Origin of the sequence: Terriglobus roseus (assembly GCF_900105625.1) — a bacterium.
Classification (GTDB): domain Bacteria; phylum Acidobacteriota; class Terriglobia; order Terriglobales; family Acidobacteriaceae; genus Terriglobus; species Terriglobus roseus_B.
The window spans coordinates 3690778-3706575 of sequence record NZ_FNSD01000001.1; the positions used below are offsets into that span (position 1 = coordinate 3690778).

Below are 15798 nucleotides of genomic sequence, written 5' to 3' on the forward strand. Positions count from 1 at the left end.
CGACTCCTGATGTTGGTCCCCAAGGGGTAACAAGTTCAGCGTACATAAAAGTTAGGTAGGGCGGTGACTGTTCTCGCCGCCCGCAGATACGGGATTCTGTGATCTCTTAATCAGCAAGTTGGAAGCTGACGCTTACAACGCCTTCCCAGTCCGTAGGCTGACCGTTTGCCATGGCAGGCTGGAAGCGCATGCTCTGCACGGCGTGTACCGCCGCCTCATCCAGACCATGTCCCAGACCGCTCTGCACGCCCACGACCGACACGGCTCCTGCAGCGGAGACGTGGATCTTCACCGAAACATTGCCTTCCAGATGAAGCTTACGCGCCTCTTCCGTATAGGTGGGCTTCGGCTTGAACAGCACCTTAGGTGAAGTCTTGGCCGGCGCCACAGAAGCTTGCGGCTGCTGGATGGAAGGTGGAGGCGTCGCCTTTGCAATCGCAATGGCGCCAACGGGCCGGGCTGACAGGGGACCGGTTCCGCCGGTCACGCCGGTGGAAATGCCCCGGATCGGCTGGACCGCGTTGTCATGGCCACCCATCTGACCGTTCGGCGATCCAGAGCCGCCAATCGCAATCTTCGACGGCGCTCCCATGCCGCTGTTGCCGGCTGGCATTCCCGGCGCGCCGCTGCGGCCCAGGTTGACCGGAGATACGGCGGGACCAGAGGTGTTGTTGATCGGATTCGTCATGCTGCCGAGACGAACCGGCGACGGATGCGCATCGTTATTCGGAACCGAAGCGGCCTGCGCCAGTTGAATGGCAACCGGTCGGGGTGCGGGTGGGGGAGTGACAGCCTTAGGGGCGGGGGGTGTAATGACTGGCACCGGGGATGCCTTCATGATGACCGGCTGGATCTTCGGCGGCTCCGGAACTTCAATCTTCGGGATATCCGGGATATTGGGCGGCGTCACCTTTACGATCGGAGGCTTGGGCAGCTTCGGCGGCGGCGGTGGCTTCGGCGGTGCCTCCTTCTTGATCGGGATGGGGGCCGTCAGCGTCGTCAAGGTCGCCGTCTTCACGATCTTTTTCGCTGTCAGGCTCACCGCAATAACGATCAACAGGATCAGGCCATTGATGACCAGGGATGTGACGACAGAGCTCTTGCTCTGTTCCCCGGCGTCGAGAACGCCAAAGGTTTTGAATGCCAGTTCCCGCTGTGACGGAGTGGTGGAGACTCGTTCCGCCGGTGGTGCAGCAGAGGCACGGGTACGCTCCAGTTGGGCCTGCTCATTTGCCATACGTAGTGCAATCCTCAAACTTCAGTGTTAGGCGACCGCAGCGGGAGACCACTGCTATCGCCGTCCCCACCGCACGGGCGTGGGATGCATACATGCCGTCATTACGGTCATGCGTCGATTCCGGGGCGGGCCACCTATTCCCGGTTACCTCAGAGGTAATCGCAACAAAACATGGGGAATATGGAATCTAACCGCCATGATAAGCGACCCGGCCGTGAAAGCAATTGAATTCGCGTGGTCAACCTTTCGGGGCAATCATTCTTTTCCCTCTTTGGTCGGCCCGCACTTTGAGACGTGGGGCATGGGTAAATAGGTCACCCGCCTTGTGCAAGAATCAGGGGAAGCGATCCCCTGTAAATTTCGCGGAATCATGAGAGTGCGAATGAATTATCTCGTTACCGGCGGTGCCGGTTATATCGGCGGAACCGTCTCCCGGCTGCTGCTTCAGCTTGGACACACTGTTACTGTGTACGACAACCTCTGTCACAGCAATCGCACAGCCATCCCGGCCGATGCAACTTTCGTGCAAGGTGACCTCGTACAACGCGACCTCCTTACCGATGTGCTGTCGCAAGGCAACTTTGACGGCGTCTTTCATTTCGCCGCTTTGATCGAAGCTGGCGAGAGTATGAAGAGGCCGGACCTGTATTTCCGGAACAACACCGCGGGTACGCTGTCCCTGTTGGAATGCATGCAGGCGACTGGTTCCACGCGCCTGGTCTTCTCCTCCACGGCAGCTTGTTACGGCGAACCCAAACGCACTCCCATTGAAGAAGATGACGACCTGCTTCCCACGAACCCCTACGGGGAGAGCAAGTTGCTGTCGGAATATATGATGCGCTGGTTTGGCAGCCAGATGGGTCTTCGTTACGCCATACTTCGTTACTTCAACGTCGCCGGCGCCGTTGAAGGCTACGGCGAAGCGCACGAGCCGGAATCGCACCTGATTCCGCTTATTCTGGACACGGCGCTGGGCCTGCGGGATAGCATTCGGATCTACGGCAGGGACTACCCGACGCCCGACGGCACCTGCATTCGTGATTACATCCATGTGCAGGATCTGGCGGAGGCGCACCTGCTGGCGATGGGGTCGCTCGATCGTCAGGAAAAGGCCACCTACAACATCGGAAATGGCACCGGTTTCAGCGTTCTGGAGGTCATCGAGAGCGCCCGGCGCGTTACGGGTCTGCCAATTCCCGTTCTGGAAGAGCCTCGTCGTCCCGGTGACCCCGCCGTCCTGGTCGCCAGCTCAGCCCGCATCACGCGCGAACTCGGCTGGAAGCCAAAATTCGCAGATCTGGACAGCATCATCGCCAGCGCCTGGCAGTGGCACCAGCAACTACGAGCAAAGTGAGCTTCGGGCGCGGAGGCTTTGCGTCGCGCAGTGCGCGACGCCTGGGTGGAAGTCATGAACAAAGAGGTAGACCCGGGCGCTGGAGGAACCCACGTAGTACAAAGCAGATGAAACGGGAGAGCTTTTGGCTCTCCCGTTTTCGCATACCTGTCTTTGCGTCACTCTAGCCTAAGTCACTTGGAATCTGCTTCTTAAAAACTGGATGACGTGGGAGTGGGTTACTCCGGCGCCTTCACGATACTCTTGCCGCATGCTGCATGACATGCTTCACATCCCGATTCCGCTGCTGGAGAAAATCCTCCGGCCCATCATCGTCTACATTGCGTTGATCCTTCTTCTCCGCGTCTTTGGCAAGCGTGAGCTGGCGCAGCTGAATCCGATGGATCTCGTCGTCCTTCTGTCTCTGTCGAACACGGTGCAGAATGCGATCATCGGCGACGACAACTCCCTCAGCGGCGGCATTGTGGGCGCGATTGCACTGCTGGCGGCGAACTACATCCTCAACCGAATCCTCTTCAGAATGCCGAAACTGAACGACCTGCTGCAGGGCACGGAGACGGTCCTGATCCGCGACGGCATGCTGGACGAGAAGGCGATGCGCGACGAGATCCTGACGAGGGAAGAGCTCGTCGGCGTTTTGCACAAGCAGGGCATCCGTGGTTTGGGAGATGTAGAGGAAGCGACCCTTGAGCCAAGCGGCACGTTCTACGTGGAAGCGAAGAAGGACAGCTTTCCACGAACGCGTCACGAGGAAATCCTCAGCAAGATCGAGGAACTGATGCAGGAAGTGAAGAAGTTGCAGCAGGCAGACGCCGCCCGCTAGCGCGTTGGCTTCTCCGGATCCTTGTCAACCTTGGCCTGTTCCTCGAACCATCGCTTCGGCTTCACGTCGCGGCCTGCATCGCGCAGTGCCGCCCGGTAGCCGCCCATGTAGATGGAGTACATGACTGCAAGTGCACAGCCAACGCCGAACATGAAACCGAGACAAACGCCGATGAGTGAGGAGACGGCAAAGCCGTACATAACTTGAGCCTACCAGCGGATGCCAGACGATGGTCAGACCACGTAGAATCGCGTGCATGGCTGAGCAGCAATCCGCAACGTCACCGAATTCCTTTACCTCCACCATGCGCGAAGACCGCCTTTTCCCACCGCCGCCTGAGTTTGCGGCGCGTGCACACATCCGCTCCCGTGCGGAGTATGACGAGATGTACCGTCGCTCCATCGACGACAATGAGGCCTTCTGGGCAGAGCAGGCGCAGTCGCTCGACTGGTTCAAGCCATTCGAAACGGTGCTGGATTGGAACGTTCCCGAGGCGAAGTGGTTCGTCGGCGGGAAGCTGAATCTTTGTCACAACGCAGTGGATCGTCATGCGCTGGGTTCGCGCGCGGACAAGAATGCGTTGCTATGGGAAGGCGAACCGGGCGAGGTCCGCTCCCTCACCTATGCGGAGCTTCACGCTGAGGTCCAGCGCTTCGCCAATGTGCTGAAGAGTCTTGGCATCACCAAAGGCGATCGCGTGGCCATCTACATGGGCGTCTGCCCGGAGATCGTGCTGGCTGTCCTTGCATGCGCGCGCATCGGTGCGGTGCACAATGTGGTCTTCGGCGGCTTTGCCGCGCAGGCGCTTGCGGACCGCATGAATGATGCGCAGTGCAAGCTGCTCATCACGCAGGACACGAGCTTCCGTCGCGGGCAGGACGTCGCTCTGAAGTCCATCGCAGACGAAGCGCTGGACCGCTCGCCGGGTGTCGAGCACGTGCTCGTTTACCAACGCAGCGGCAAGCCTGTGACCATGAAGGAAGGTCGCGATCACTGGCTGCACGAGGAACTGGCCAGGGTCGAGGCCGTATGTGCCGCGGAGCCCATGGACTCTGAAGATCCGCTCTACATCCTGTACACGAGTGGCACGACCGGCAAGCCGAAGGGACTGGTTCACACGACCGGCGGCTACGGCGTTGGAACGCTTCTGACGACGAAGTACATCTTCGACCTGCAGGACGAAGATGTGTACTGGTGCACGGCGGACGTGGGCTGGGTAACGGGGCACAGCTACGTTGTCTACGGTCCACTGCTGAACGGTGCAACGATCATGCTCTACGAAGGCGCTCCAAACTGGCCCGAGTGCGATCGCTTCTGGCAGATCGTGGATCGCCATAAGGTCAGCATTTTCTACACCGCTCCCACTGCGATCCGCGCTTTCATGAAGTGGGGAACCGAGCACGTGCACAAGCACTCGCTTGCCTCGTTGCGCATGCTTGGCACCGTCGGTGAGCCCATCAATCCAGAGGCCTGGATGTGGTATCACCGCGAGATCGGCAAGGAACGCTGCCCCATCGCAGACACCTGGTGGCAGACCGAGACAGGTTCCATCATGATCGCGGCCATTCCCGGTGCGGTGGCCACCAAGCCCGGATCAGCAACACTGCCTTTCTTCGGCATCGCGCCGGAGATCGTGACCAAGGAAGGCGAGGCGGTGCCACTTGGGCAGGGTGGACTGCTTGTCATTCGTAAGCCCTGGCCTGCGATGGCACGCACCATCTTTGGCGACGCGGAGCGCTACAAGAAGGCTTACTGGAGTGAGATTCCCGGCAGCTACTTCACGGGCGACGGAGCTCGTCGCGACGCGGACGGCTACTTCTGGCTGATGGGGCGTGTCGACGATGTGCTGAACATCAGCGGTCACCGTCTCGGCACGGCAGAGATCGAGTCTGCACTGGTCGCACACCCGATGGTCGCCGAGGCTGCGGTTGTTGGACGCCCGGATGAGATGAAGGGTGAGGGCATTGTGGTCTTTGTCTCGCTTCACGATGGCGCTGAAGTGACGACGACGCTAAAGGACGAGCTGAAGAAGCATGTTGCGAAGGAAATCGGTGCGCTTGCGCGGCCCGATGAGATCCGCTTCACGCCGTCGCTGCCCAAGACACGCTCCGGCAAGATCATGCGCCGGCTGCTACGCGAACTGGCCGCAACGGGCGACGTGAAGGGCGACACCACCACGCTCGAAGACTTTACCGTGGTCGCGAAGCTAAAGGAGAAGGACGAGGAGTAGTTCTCTCTGGGATAAAGACGCGAATGCCTTTGCGTAAATGATTGAGCCGGCGAGATGCAAATCTCGACCGGCCCAGTTCTTTGTGCGAAGCTCCCTAGCGCAGATGGCTGCTGGGCTTCGTCGGCAGCGTAAACAGGAAGCGTGCGCCATGGCCTAGTTCGCTTTCAGCCCAGATGCGCCCGCCGTGTTGCACGACGATGGAACGGCAGATCGCGAGACCCAGGCCGGTCCCGCCCATGACGCGCGAGTCGGATGCATCAACCTGCTGGAAGCGACCGAAGATGTGTTCGAGCTTGTCCGCAGGAATGCCGCGACCGTGATCGCGAACCTCAAGCGTGGCCTCACCGGGCGCGCTGTAGTAAGCGGCCATGTAGATCTCGCTGTCGGGCAACGAGAACTTGATGGCGTTGGAGAGCAGGTTTGTGATGGTCTGCAGGATGCGATCGGAGTCTGCCCACAGATGTACGCCGGGCTTGCCAAAGGTGACCCGGACGCCGTTCTTCGCGGCCGTACCACTGAGCAGCTCAGCCGCACGGTGCAGCAGGTCCGTCGCATCCACGTCGCCATAATGAAGCTCGGCTTTGCCGGAGCCGATCCGCTCCAGTTCAAGGATGTCATTCACCAGCTTCACCAACCGGTCGGTGTTGCCAATGGCGATGCCGAGCATCTGCTTCGCTTTGTCGGGCCGCGTGTTCAAAGCGCCAGAGGCGATCAGGCCAAGGGATGCGCGCATGCTGGTCAACGGCGTTCGCAGCTCGTGCGACACGGTTGAGACGAACTCGTCCTTCATGCGATCGAGCTCTTGGCGTTCGGTTGTGTCGGTGAATGCGACCACGATGCCGGTAGCGGTTCCCTGGTTCAGGATGGGACACGCAACGTACTCCACGGGGAAGCTTGTGCCGTCTTTCCGCCAGAAGATATCGGTGCTCACGCGGATGGGACGCAACTCGCGCGCTGAGTTCATGATGCGGCACTCGCTCTCAGGGTACGGAGAGCCATCAGGCCGCGTGTGATGCATGAGAGCGTGTATGTTCTTGCCGAGAATCTCGGTCGCGATCTCATCCGGTCGGTAGCCGAGAATCTGTGCTGCAGCCGGATTGCACACCGTGGCGCAGCCACTCAGATCTGTACCAAAGATTCCGTCGCCCACAGAGTCGAGGATGGAGTTGGACTGCAGCGTCAGGGCAGAGAGCCGCTCCTCCGCGCGTACCTTCTCGGTGATGTCGACGCCGAAACACAGCGCGTAGTGCTCTCGCGTGCTGGCTTCGATCAGGCGGTTCCGATAGGCCACGACATGCGACGTGCCATCGCGATGACAGAATTCAAAGGTACCTTGTGCCTCGCCCGAGGCTGCAAGGCTTGCCAAGTACTGCTCGAAGGACGGCTGTGCTGGCAGTGGCATGAAATGGGACAGCCGCCGGTTCAACATCTGCTCGGCGGTGTAGCCAAGGTTCTCTGCCCCGTAGGTGTTGATGGAGAGGATGGTTCCATCCAGCGCGTGAGTGAACACCGCACCCAACGATCCTTCGATCAGCAGGCGATAGCGCGCTTCACTCTCTCGCAAAGTGATTTCCGCTTCGCGCTGCAGCGTGACATCGATGCCGGTCGCGATCAGGAAGGCGACCTCACCCTGCGCATCGAGCAGCGCGGTTGCCGTCCACTGAATGCGGCGAATTGAACCATCGCGCGTTCTCCAGCGATTTTCAAACGCGAAAGGGAAAAGGCCATCGCGCAGCTGCGTGTAGGTCGCGATCGCGTTGTCACGATCTTCCGCAGGCACCAGCGTGTCCCACTCAGTCTGTCCTACGACCTCGCCCAGGGCATAGCCCGAGATGGTTTCGCAGATGCGATTGAAACGAACGATGCGCCCGGCGGTGTCCAGCACGACCACCAGCGCGCCGACCGTGTCGAGTACCGCAGAGACAAAGTTGCGCTCGACAGTCAGCGCCGATTCCACACGCTGCCGCGAACGCGCGTCCCGATCTGCGATGCGGTTGTTCAGGTTTAGTTCCAGCCGCGCCATCACCTGGCGGGCCAGTGTTCGAAGTGTGTTCGCTTCCAGTTCGTCCAGGCGCCGCGGCGCTACGTCATAGACGCACAACGTTCCCACGGCCTGACCGTCCGATGTACGCAGAGGAGCACCCGCGTAAAAGCGGAACGACGAGTTGCCAATGGGAATGACGCCGTTCGGATAGTGCGCATCTTCTGCGGCGTCCGGGATCTGAAAGACGTCGTCACCCAGGATCGTCTCGTCACATGGCGACTCGTCCCGCAGCATGGTGCGCGACGGAATCCCTACACGCGACTTGAACCAGATGCGATCACGCTCCACGAAAGAAACCGCTGCCGCGGGAACGTCGCATATCTGCGCAACGAGCTGCGTGATCTCATCCAGCGCCGGGTCTGGCAGGCTGCTGATCTCAAGACGATCAAGCGCCTGCAATCGCCGCTGCTCGGGCGAGATTGCCATGGCGGCGTTGAGTGCAGAACTCTCGTGATGGATGCTTGTCGCCATTAAGGGTTCGGTAGCTTGCAGCATTCACCGGCTGCTGCGGGTTCTTCGGCGCTGGCGTCCAGTGCCACTTTCCAGACCCCGTCGGGCAGGCGCTTCCACACCGTGATGTAACGGCCGCTTGTTGTCACATCATTGCCGTTGCGGTCTTTCGCGTGGCCATCATAGTGCCCCCAGGTGAAGCCCATATCCCCGCTCGGACCCATCTCGCCGCCGGTGGGTGTCCACTGCAGTTGATACTCTTTCGGATTCCAAGCGGCACCGGCCGCGATGTTCGTCTTACCGTGGACTGCTGGCTTCGCGTTGTTCAACGTCAGTGCATCATCGGCAAACCAGCTGGCGAACGCCTTGCCTCCGCCGGCAAGTGTCTCCTTCGCAAACTGCGCATCCAATTGCAGCAATTGCAGTATGCCGGGCGAAAGTGTGGGCTGCGTCACGGGATTGTTCGCAGGCGCACGGCGCGACAGTGGATCCAGCTGCGCATGGAGTGCAACAGCCCCGACGAACATCACGCTTCCCAAGAAAAGCGATCGCATGGCATTTTCCCTAGAACACCAATGTACCCGTGCAACAGCGAAACAGATAGAGTGTGGTGAATGTCTACGGATGTCTCAAAAGGTACGTCGTCGAAGTTTCGGCCGATGGAGGTTGCAGTCTGTGCTGCGGCTGCAGTCCTGCTCGTCAGCGGTTCGGTCCTCGGACTCGGGGGATCGGCGATGCATCTGCATGCTTCTCCTACGGCTGGCGAAGCACTTCGGATTGCGAGCGTGCTCCTTCTTTTTTACTGGGCGACATTCCTGCGCAGGAGATTAACACCCTGGATCGTAGTGGGCATGATTACCGGTATCGAGATCGGGCTTGACGCTCCGGCGCTTGCGATTGGCTCGCATTTCCTGAGCGACATCTTTCTCCGACTGGTGAAGACGATTGTTGCTCCGCTGATTCTTGCGACTCTGGTGAGCGGTATCGCGGGTCATGGCGACTTGAAGAGCGTTGGTCGCATGGGCTGGAAGAGCCTGCTCTACTTTGAGGTGCTGACCACCATCGCACTGGTCGTAGGACTGGTTGCAGCAAATATCTCGAAGGCGGGTGTCGGCCTGGCGATGCCAGCGGAACTGGCTGGCACTGTGCCGAGCGCAGCGCCCATGCACTGGCAGGATTTCCTGGCGCACGTCTTTCCGGAGAACATCGCCAAGTCCATTGCGGAGGGCCAGGTCCTGCAGGTCGCCGTTTTCGCGGCCATCTTCGGCATGGCGCTTGCGATGGCTCCACGCGAGAAGGCGGCGCCCGTTTTGCGACTTGCCGAGGGTTTAAGCGAAGTGATGTTCCGCTTCACAAACATCGTCATGTACACGGCGCCACTGGGCGTTGCTGCGGCGATGGCGTATACCGTCGCGAAGATGGGGCCGGGCGTTTTGGTCCATCTGGGTAAGTTGTTGTTGGTCTTTTATGGGGCATTGCTGGTCTTCATCCTCGGCGTTTTGCTGCCTGTCGCACTGCTTGCGCGCCTCCCCCTTAAGCGTCTGCTGCGTCACGTCTCAGGGCCCGCGGCGATCGCGTTTGCTACCGCAACGAGCGAGGCCGCTCTGCCCCGGGCCATGGAAGAGATGGAGGCGTTCGGCGTGCCGCGGCGCATCCTGTCCTTTGTGATCCCGGCCGGCTACTCGTTCAACCTGGACGGATCGACGCTCTATCTCGCCATGGCGATGGTCTTTGTGGCGCAGGTGGCGAACGTTCCCCTGAGTATCGGGACGCAGGTCTTCATGATGGGGACCCTGATGCTCGCGTCCAAGGGGGTTGCCGGCGTGCCGCGCGCCGTCCTGGTCGTGCTGCTGGCCACCGCCGGAACCCTGCGGCTCCCGAGCGAGCCGATCCTCGTCTTGCTCGGCATCGACGCCCTCATGGACATGGGGCGCACTGCCATCAACGTCGTTGGCAACTGTCTCGCCTCAGCGGTGATCGCCCGCTGGGAGGGCGCGCTGGATACCGAAACCGCCGAACCAGCCGTTCTGGCGGCCATGGCGGAGTAGCCGGCAGATACAATTTGAGTGCATCAATATTCGTTGGAAGCGCGGATACCCCTTTCCCAGCGCACCGGCGTCCTATTCAAGGAACAATGAGCGAATTTCTCACCACGATCGAATCTCCTGCCGACATCAAGAAGCTCACAATTCCGCAGCTTGCGGAGTTGGCGGAGGAGATTCGCGAACGCCTGATCCAAAGTGTTGCGAAGACTGGCGGCCACATCGGCCCCAACCTCGGCGTGGTCGAACTGACCATCGCCATGCACTATGTCTTTGATACGCCCCGCGACTCGTTTGTCTTCGACGTCAGCCACCAGTCGTATGTGCACAAGTTACTCACAGGTCGCGAATCCCGCTTCAATACCATTCGTCAGCCGAATGGCCTGAATGGTTTCATGCTGCGCACCGAGAGCGAGCATGACAGCTTTGGCGCGGGGCACGCGGGGACTGCTCTAAGCGCCGCACTGGGCATGGCCGTGGCACGCGATCTGAGCGGCGGCACGGAGCACATCGTTGCGCTCGCCGGCGATGCTGCCTTCACCTGCGGTATCTCGTACGAAGCACTCAACAACATCGCCGGCCAGACCAAGCGCATGATCATTGTGCTGAACGACAACGAGTGGTCGATCGACAAAAACGTCGGCGCCATCGCTTCGTACTTCCACACAATCATCACGCACCCTCGCTTCACGTACCTGCACGACCGCGCTTCCGAGTTGATCGAGCGCATTGGTGGCAAGGCGGCAAAGCACGTCCAGCGCAAAGCCGAGGAAAGCGTGAAGGGTCTGCTCGGACCTTCGATGCTCTTTGAAGAGTTTGGCCTGGACTACTACGGTCCCATTGATGGGCACGATCTTCCGCTGCTGATCAAGACCTTCCAGTTCCTGAAGGCGCAGAACAAGCCGGTGGTGCTGCACGCGATTACCCAGAAGGGACGCGGCTTCCAGCCGGCAATGGATCGCCAGAAGAAGTTCCACGGCCTGGGACCATACGATCCCGAGACGGGCGATACCGCGGCAGCAGGACAGAAGACCTACTCCGAGATCTTCGCGGAGACGTTAGTTAAGTTGGCTAACAATGATCCGAAGGTCGTCGCGATCACGGCTGCCATGCCGAACGGCACAGCGCTTGATCTCTTCCGTCCCGTACATCCGGGCCGCTTCTTCGATGTAGGTATCGCAGAAGAGCATGCCGTGATCTTCGCTGCGGGCATGGCAACGAAGGGCTACCGACCCTTCTGCGCGATCTACTCGACCTTTCTGCAGCGAGCGTTCGATCCCATTGTTCACGACGTAGCACTTCAGGAGCTGCCCGTTGTCTTCTGCATGGATCGCGGCGGCCTGAGCGGCGATGACGGCCCAACGCATCACGGCCTGTTTGACATCAGCTACCTCCGCTCTATCCCGAATATCGTGCACATGGTGCCGAAGGATGAAGACGAACTTGCGGACATGATGCAGACTGCGCTGGAGCACAAGGGCCCGAGCGCTATTCGCTATCCCCGCGGCACGGGCCCCGGAACGACTGTGAAGGCTCAGCCTGTTGCGCTGACCATCGGCAAGGCCGAGGTCATTCAGGACGGTTCAGATGTTGTGATCTTCGGGCTTGGTGCGCTGCTGCCACTTGCACGGGAGATGGCCACGCAACTCTTGAAGCTGGGCCTCTCCGTCGCTGTGATCAATCCTCGCTTTGTGAAGCCGATCGATCGTGAGTGTGTTGAGCACTATGGGCATCATTGTGGACTCGTCATCACCTTTGAAGACCATGTCCTCGCAGGTGGATTTGGATCGACGGTGCTTGAGACGCTGAGTGCCGCAGAGATTGCTACGCCGGTCGTTCGTGTCGGCTGGCCGGACCAGTTCATCGAGCATGGCAAGGTGGAGTCGCTGCGGGAGAAGTATGGCATCAGTGTCCAGGGCGCTCTGCGGGAGGCGCAACCTTACCTGAATGCGTTGCTGCAGGAACGTCTCGCACACCGGTAGAACACACTCGGCAGAAGTTCAGAAGTGGGCGAAACAGGCGACTGTTTCGCCCATGCTTTTTTGGGCGCGGAAAACACCCGTCATTCGCGGAGATTCGCGCTAAAAGCATGCTTTTGAATCGATTTAGAATTCACGCGTCAGATTGCTATCTGCAGTTTCCGCGGGAATTTTCCGATCTTCGGTCTAACGCTGTCGAGCGGCCATGTTCTCCGCGAAGATCGGCATGAGCTTTTCCGTCTGCCTGTGTCGGAAGCGGAAGATGTAGCGCATCTGGGCGCGGCCTACCGCCCAGTGCATCACGTCTCCCAGCACCCAGCCCGGCAGCTCGTACTCGACGTGATCGTGGACGAGTGTTCCCGGGATGCCGTTGCGTGTTTCTTCGCGAACGGAATGACAGTGCCGCCAATAGTGGAACGGGCCTGAGGTCTGCGCGTCGCAGAAGTGGTCATTCCATTCAAATTCGGGGATCAGCGCATGCCAGTTCAGCCGCAGCGGCAGTCCTGGTAACGCCCGGAAGCTCAGGATCATGGTCGTCCCAACGCCCGTTCCCAGCCGCGCGGGCGATCCGGGCGGCGGCGCAGGAGGTGCGATCAGCCGCAGTTCTTCAATCTTTGCGCGCTGCCATGCGGGCATTAGTGGCGGCAGATTCTGCGGATTCGCGAAGAAAGCGAAGACGACGGGCAGCGGAAAGGGCAGCCATTGATCGGCTTCGAAAATGTGACGCATGCAGCCTTGGAGTGGGGAATCGTGCGTGGGGTTGGAACGGTAATCGCATTTCGGACCGATGCAGTCGGAAATTCTTTCCAGATCAGGGACCGACCTGGTCTTACATCATGTACTCTCGTCATATCGGACTGATTGTGTCTGAGATGGATGCGGCAACGCGACCTCTCCTGTGGCCAGTGAGTCCGTGTGTAACACGGGCGTCGTTGAGGGACTTCGCAAGTGAATGACAGGGTCGCGCCGTAGAGCGCGCCCGAGCCCCGGAGCTAGTGAAATGAAGAAGATCGAAGATGCTACCCGCCTGCGTGGAAAGCTGATGCTGACCGGAACCCTGGCGATGTTTGCCATGAGCACCCTGCAGTCCGAGGCGGCCGTAACGCCCGAAACGACCAAGGAAGAGCCAAAGCTCGTAACTACCGGTCTGGATGAAAAGGGAAATCCAATCGAGCAGGGAAACCCTGCCCATGAAGTTCACAAGTTCGAAATCCCGGCCGGAACCGTCGCCGACGTGCTCGAGGCAATCCGCAAGCAGGCCGGAATCCGCATTGCCCTTGGATCTGTCGACAAGATGTCGAACATTGATTCACCTGGTGTGCACGGCGTCCTGACGGTAACCGATGCCCTGGAGCAGGCGCTGAACAACACCGGCCTATCCGCCCGTTTCGATATGCCCGATTCGGTCCGCGTCGAGATGCGTGCCAACAATGAGTCCGTCGTGGTGACGGCGGACAGCACTCCCAACATCAAGTACACCGCACCCCTGGTGGACCTGCCGCAGACCGTTACGGTCATCACGGAAGAGACGATGCAGCAGACGGCGTCCAGCACGCTGATGGAAGCATTGCGCACCGTTCCTGGCATCACGTTCGGCGCGGGAGAGGGCGGCAACCCGCTGGGCGACCGTCCCTTCATTCGCGGTGTCGATTCGCAGTCGAGCACCTATATCGATGGCATTCGCGATATCGCCGCGCAGTCCCGCGAAGTGTTCGATGTGGAAAGCGTAGAGGTACAGGAAGGCCCCGGTGGTGCCTACGGCGGTCGCGGCACAGGCGGCGGCAGCATCAACCTGAACAGCAAGCTGGCGCGCCGCGATAACTTCATCGCCGGCAGTTTCATGCCGGGTACTTCAAACTACAAGCGCGGTACGGTAGACGGCAATTTGAAGCTGGGCGCGTATGCCGCGGGTCGTCTTACAGGCATGTGGCACAGTTCGGATGTCGCCGGTCGTGATGCCGTCCACAATGGCCGTTGGGGCGTGGCGCCGAGCATCGCCATTGGCCTGGGACGACCGTCGCGACTGTACCTGGACTACTACCATCTCGTGACGAACAGCCTGCCGGATTCAGGCATACCGTATAACAATCCGCTGTTGACGGCTGCTGGTAATACGCACAATGTTGGAACAAAAATCCTGCAGCCGGGCGACGGTCAACCAATCACGCTGCCGCACCGGAATATCTTCTACGGTCTGAAAGATCGTGATCATCAGAATGAGACTGCCAAGGTTGCAACGGGCCGCGTAGAGCACGATCTGTGGAGCGAGCGTGCGCTGGTCCGTAACTCCTTCCGCTACGAGCGTACGTCGCAGGACTATGTATGGACGCTGCCGGATGATAGCCAGGGCAACCTGTACTACGGGCTTGTCTTCCGCCGGATCAACAGCCGTATGAGTGCCGTTTTCACTCTGGATAACCAGACGGATCTTTCCGGCTCATTCAAGACGGGCACCATCAAACACACGTACGCGACCGGAATGGAGTTTTCCAACGAGCGCGGAAACAATGACGCTTATACGAACAACACCACTCTGAGCAGTGTCGTAACAGCGGGCCAGGCGGCAACCGAGACATGTCCGCGCGGTACTGGAGCCGCTTCCGGTTATAACTGCACCTCGCTGTACACGCCGAACTATAACGATCCGTGGCTCGGGGCTTCTTCGACCTCTGTCAACAGCCTTGGTCAGTTGATTTCCACGCAAAATTCGTTGACCAAGAACCACAATCCGACGCACTCTTCGTCCGGTACACGCTCTGTCTACGCCTTCGACACTGTGGTGTTTAACAAGCATTTCCAGGGAACCTTTGGTGGCCGGTATGACCACTTCGACTCCGTCTTCAGACCTGCTGTATCCGCGACAGCGATTCCCAGGCAGCAAGTGATCAATAACATCGGCACTTACATTGCGGGTCTTGTGTATAAGCCGGACCAGGCAACCAGTGTGTACGGAACGGTAAGCACCGCGGCGATTCCCACCGGCAATGCGCTGGCCCAGGGTACAGACACATCGGCACTCAGCACGGCAGGCAATTCAAATCTGCAGCCGACGACCATCCGCCAGGAAGAGTTCGGTGTGAAGCGTGAGCTTGCCGGTGGACGTGCACTGGCACGTGTCGATGTCTTCCGCACCGACATTCAGAATGTCCGCATTACCGACGCTGCCGGCAACGTGTCGGTCGCAGGTACGGATCGCACGCTGGGCGCACAGATTGGCATCAGCGGCATGCTGACAAAGAAGTGGCAGTTCACCGGTGGTTATACGTACCTCGATGCCACATTGACGAACGCGCCGATCTCCACGGCAGGTGTGAATGCGAGCGGCACGGCGATGCCGAATCAGGCGAAGCACGCGCTTGCAATTACAAGCAGCTACCGCTTGATTCGTCACCTGAATGTCGGCGGTGGTATCTACGGCATGACGAAGGTGTGGGGTAGCCAGATCAATAACAAGTGGGTACCGTGTTACATCCGTGAGGATCTGTTCGCCACCTATGAATTCAACAAGCACTACACCCTGCAGGCGAACATCCTGAATCTGAGTGACAGGCTGTATTACCAGCAGGCGTACGCAACGCACTACGCCATCATGGCTCCCGGCCGCTCTGCGATCTTTGGCTTCAACGTGAAGTTCTAACG

General features: G+C 59.6%; 11 protein-coding genes. 6 read left to right on the forward strand and 5 right to left on the reverse strand.

Going from position 1 to position 15798, the window contains the following annotated elements; all coding sequences use genetic code 11:
- Nucleotides 1–106 precede the first annotated feature (106 nt).
- A complete protein-coding gene (locus BLW03_RS15385; protein ID WP_074654893.1) occupies nt 107–1237 on the reverse strand; it encodes an energy transducer TonB in 1131 nt (376 codons plus the stop codon).
- Between the two features lie 382 nt (nt 1238–1619).
- Here BLW03_RS15385 and galE point away from each other — a divergent pair, with 382 nt between their 5' ends.
- On the forward strand, nt 1620–2591 hold the full coding sequence (gene galE, locus BLW03_RS15390) for a UDP-glucose 4-epimerase GalE (protein ID WP_074654894.1): 972 nt from the start codon (nt 1620–1622) through the stop codon (nt 2589–2591).
- A gap of 250 nt (nt 2592–2841) precedes the next feature.
- Nucleotides 2842–3414 carry a DUF421 domain-containing protein gene (locus tag BLW03_RS15395; protein WP_074654896.1) on the forward strand — a complete coding sequence of 191 codons (573 nt, stop codon included), beginning with the start codon at nt 2842–2844 and terminating at the stop codon, nt 3412–3414.
- Here the strand turns inward: BLW03_RS15395 and BLW03_RS15400 are convergent.
- A complete protein-coding gene (locus BLW03_RS15400; protein WP_074654897.1) occupies nt 3411–3614 on the reverse strand; it encodes a hypothetical protein in 204 nt (67 codons plus the stop codon). The two genes, BLW03_RS15395 and BLW03_RS15400, sit on opposite strands and share 4 nt — an antisense overlap.
- A 56-nt stretch (nt 3615–3670) precedes the next feature.
- On the opposite strand from BLW03_RS15400, the gene acs reads away from it, so the two are divergent.
- Nucleotides 3671–5644: an acetate--CoA ligase gene (acs, locus tag BLW03_RS15405; RefSeq protein ID WP_074654898.1), complete on the forward strand. Its 1974-nt coding sequence runs from the start codon at nt 3671–3673 to the stop codon at nt 5642–5644.
- Between the two features lie 94 nt (nt 5645–5738).
- Here acs and BLW03_RS15410 read toward each other — a convergent pair whose 3' ends face one another.
- Together BLW03_RS15410 and BLW03_RS15415 are read right to left on the reverse strand one after the other, a co-directional pair.
- Entirely contained in the window at nt 5739–8159 is a 2421-nt protein-coding gene (locus tag BLW03_RS15410) for a PAS domain S-box protein (RefSeq protein ID WP_083350564.1), read from the reverse strand.
- On the reverse strand, nt 8159–8692 hold the full coding sequence (locus BLW03_RS15415; RefSeq protein ID WP_074654900.1) for a YybH family protein: 534 nt from the start codon (nt 8690–8692) through the stop codon (nt 8159–8161). The genes BLW03_RS15410 and BLW03_RS15415 overlap by 1 nt, the downstream gene beginning before the upstream one ends.
- A gap of 60 nt (nt 8693–8752) precedes the next feature.
- On the opposite strand from BLW03_RS15415, the gene BLW03_RS15420 reads away from it, so the two are divergent.
- Together BLW03_RS15420 and dxs are read left to right on the forward strand one after the other, a co-directional pair.
- Complete coding sequence (locus BLW03_RS15420; RefSeq protein WP_083350565.1) at nt 8753–10186, forward strand: dicarboxylate/amino acid:cation symporter; 1434 nt, start codon at nt 8753–8755, stop codon at nt 10184–10186.
- Nucleotides 10187–10272: 86 nt separating this feature from the next.
- Entirely contained in the window at nt 10273–12162 is a 1890-nt protein-coding gene (gene dxs / locus BLW03_RS15425) for a 1-deoxy-D-xylulose-5-phosphate synthase (protein ID WP_074654903.1), read from the forward strand.
- 183 nt (nt 12163–12345) lie between these two features.
- On the opposite strand, the gene BLW03_RS15430 is transcribed toward dxs, so the two are convergent.
- Complete coding sequence (locus BLW03_RS15430) at nt 12346–12888, reverse strand: SRPBCC family protein (protein ID WP_074654904.1); 543 nt, start codon at nt 12886–12888, stop codon at nt 12346–12348.
- A 271-nt stretch (nt 12889–13159) separates the two neighbouring features.
- Here BLW03_RS15430 and BLW03_RS15435 point away from each other — a divergent pair, with 271 nt between their 5' ends.
- Nucleotides 13160–15796, forward strand: a complete 2637-nt coding sequence (locus BLW03_RS15435; RefSeq protein ID WP_074654905.1) for a TonB-dependent receptor — start codon at nt 13160–13162, stop codon at nt 15794–15796.
- The last annotated feature ends 2 nt before the right edge of the window (nt 15797–15798 follow it).

Bases quoted from the DNA above. Each gene is read 5' to 3' on its own strand.
- BLW03_RS15420 (WP_083350565.1), top strand. From the start codon at position 8,753: ATGTCTACGGATGTCTCAAAAGGTACGTCGTCGAAGTTTCGGCCGATG.
- galE (WP_074654894.1), top strand. From the start codon at position 1,620: ATGAATTATCTCGTTACCGGCGGTGCCGGTTATATCGGCGGAACCGTC.
- BLW03_RS15410 (WP_083350564.1), bottom strand. From the start codon at position 8,159: ATGGCGACAAGCATCCATCACGAGAGTTCTGCACTCAACGCCGCCATG.
- BLW03_RS15415 (WP_074654900.1), bottom strand. From the start codon at position 8,692: ATGCGATCGCTTTTCTTGGGAAGCGTGATGTTCGTCGGGGCTGTTGCA.
- dxs (WP_074654903.1), top strand. From the start codon at position 10,273: ATGAGCGAATTTCTCACCACGATCGAATCTCCTGCCGACATCAAGAAG.
- BLW03_RS15435 (WP_074654905.1), top strand. From the start codon at position 13,160: ATGAAGAAGATCGAAGATGCTACCCGCCTGCGTGGAAAGCTGATGCTG.
- BLW03_RS15395 (WP_074654896.1), top strand. From the start codon at position 2,842: ATGCTGCATGACATGCTTCACATCCCGATTCCGCTGCTGGAGAAAATC.
- BLW03_RS15430 (WP_074654904.1), bottom strand. From the start codon at position 12,888: ATGCGTCACATTTTCGAAGCCGATCAATGGCTGCCCTTTCCGCTGCCC.
- acs (WP_074654898.1), top strand. From the start codon at position 3,671: ATGGCTGAGCAGCAATCCGCAACGTCACCGAATTCCTTTACCTCCACC.
- BLW03_RS15400 (WP_074654897.1), bottom strand. From the start codon at position 3,614: ATGTACGGCTTTGCCGTCTCCTCACTCATCGGCGTTTGTCTCGGTTTC.
- BLW03_RS15385 (WP_074654893.1), bottom strand. From the start codon at position 1,237: ATGGCAAATGAGCAGGCCCAACTGGAGCGTACCCGTGCCTCTGCTGCA.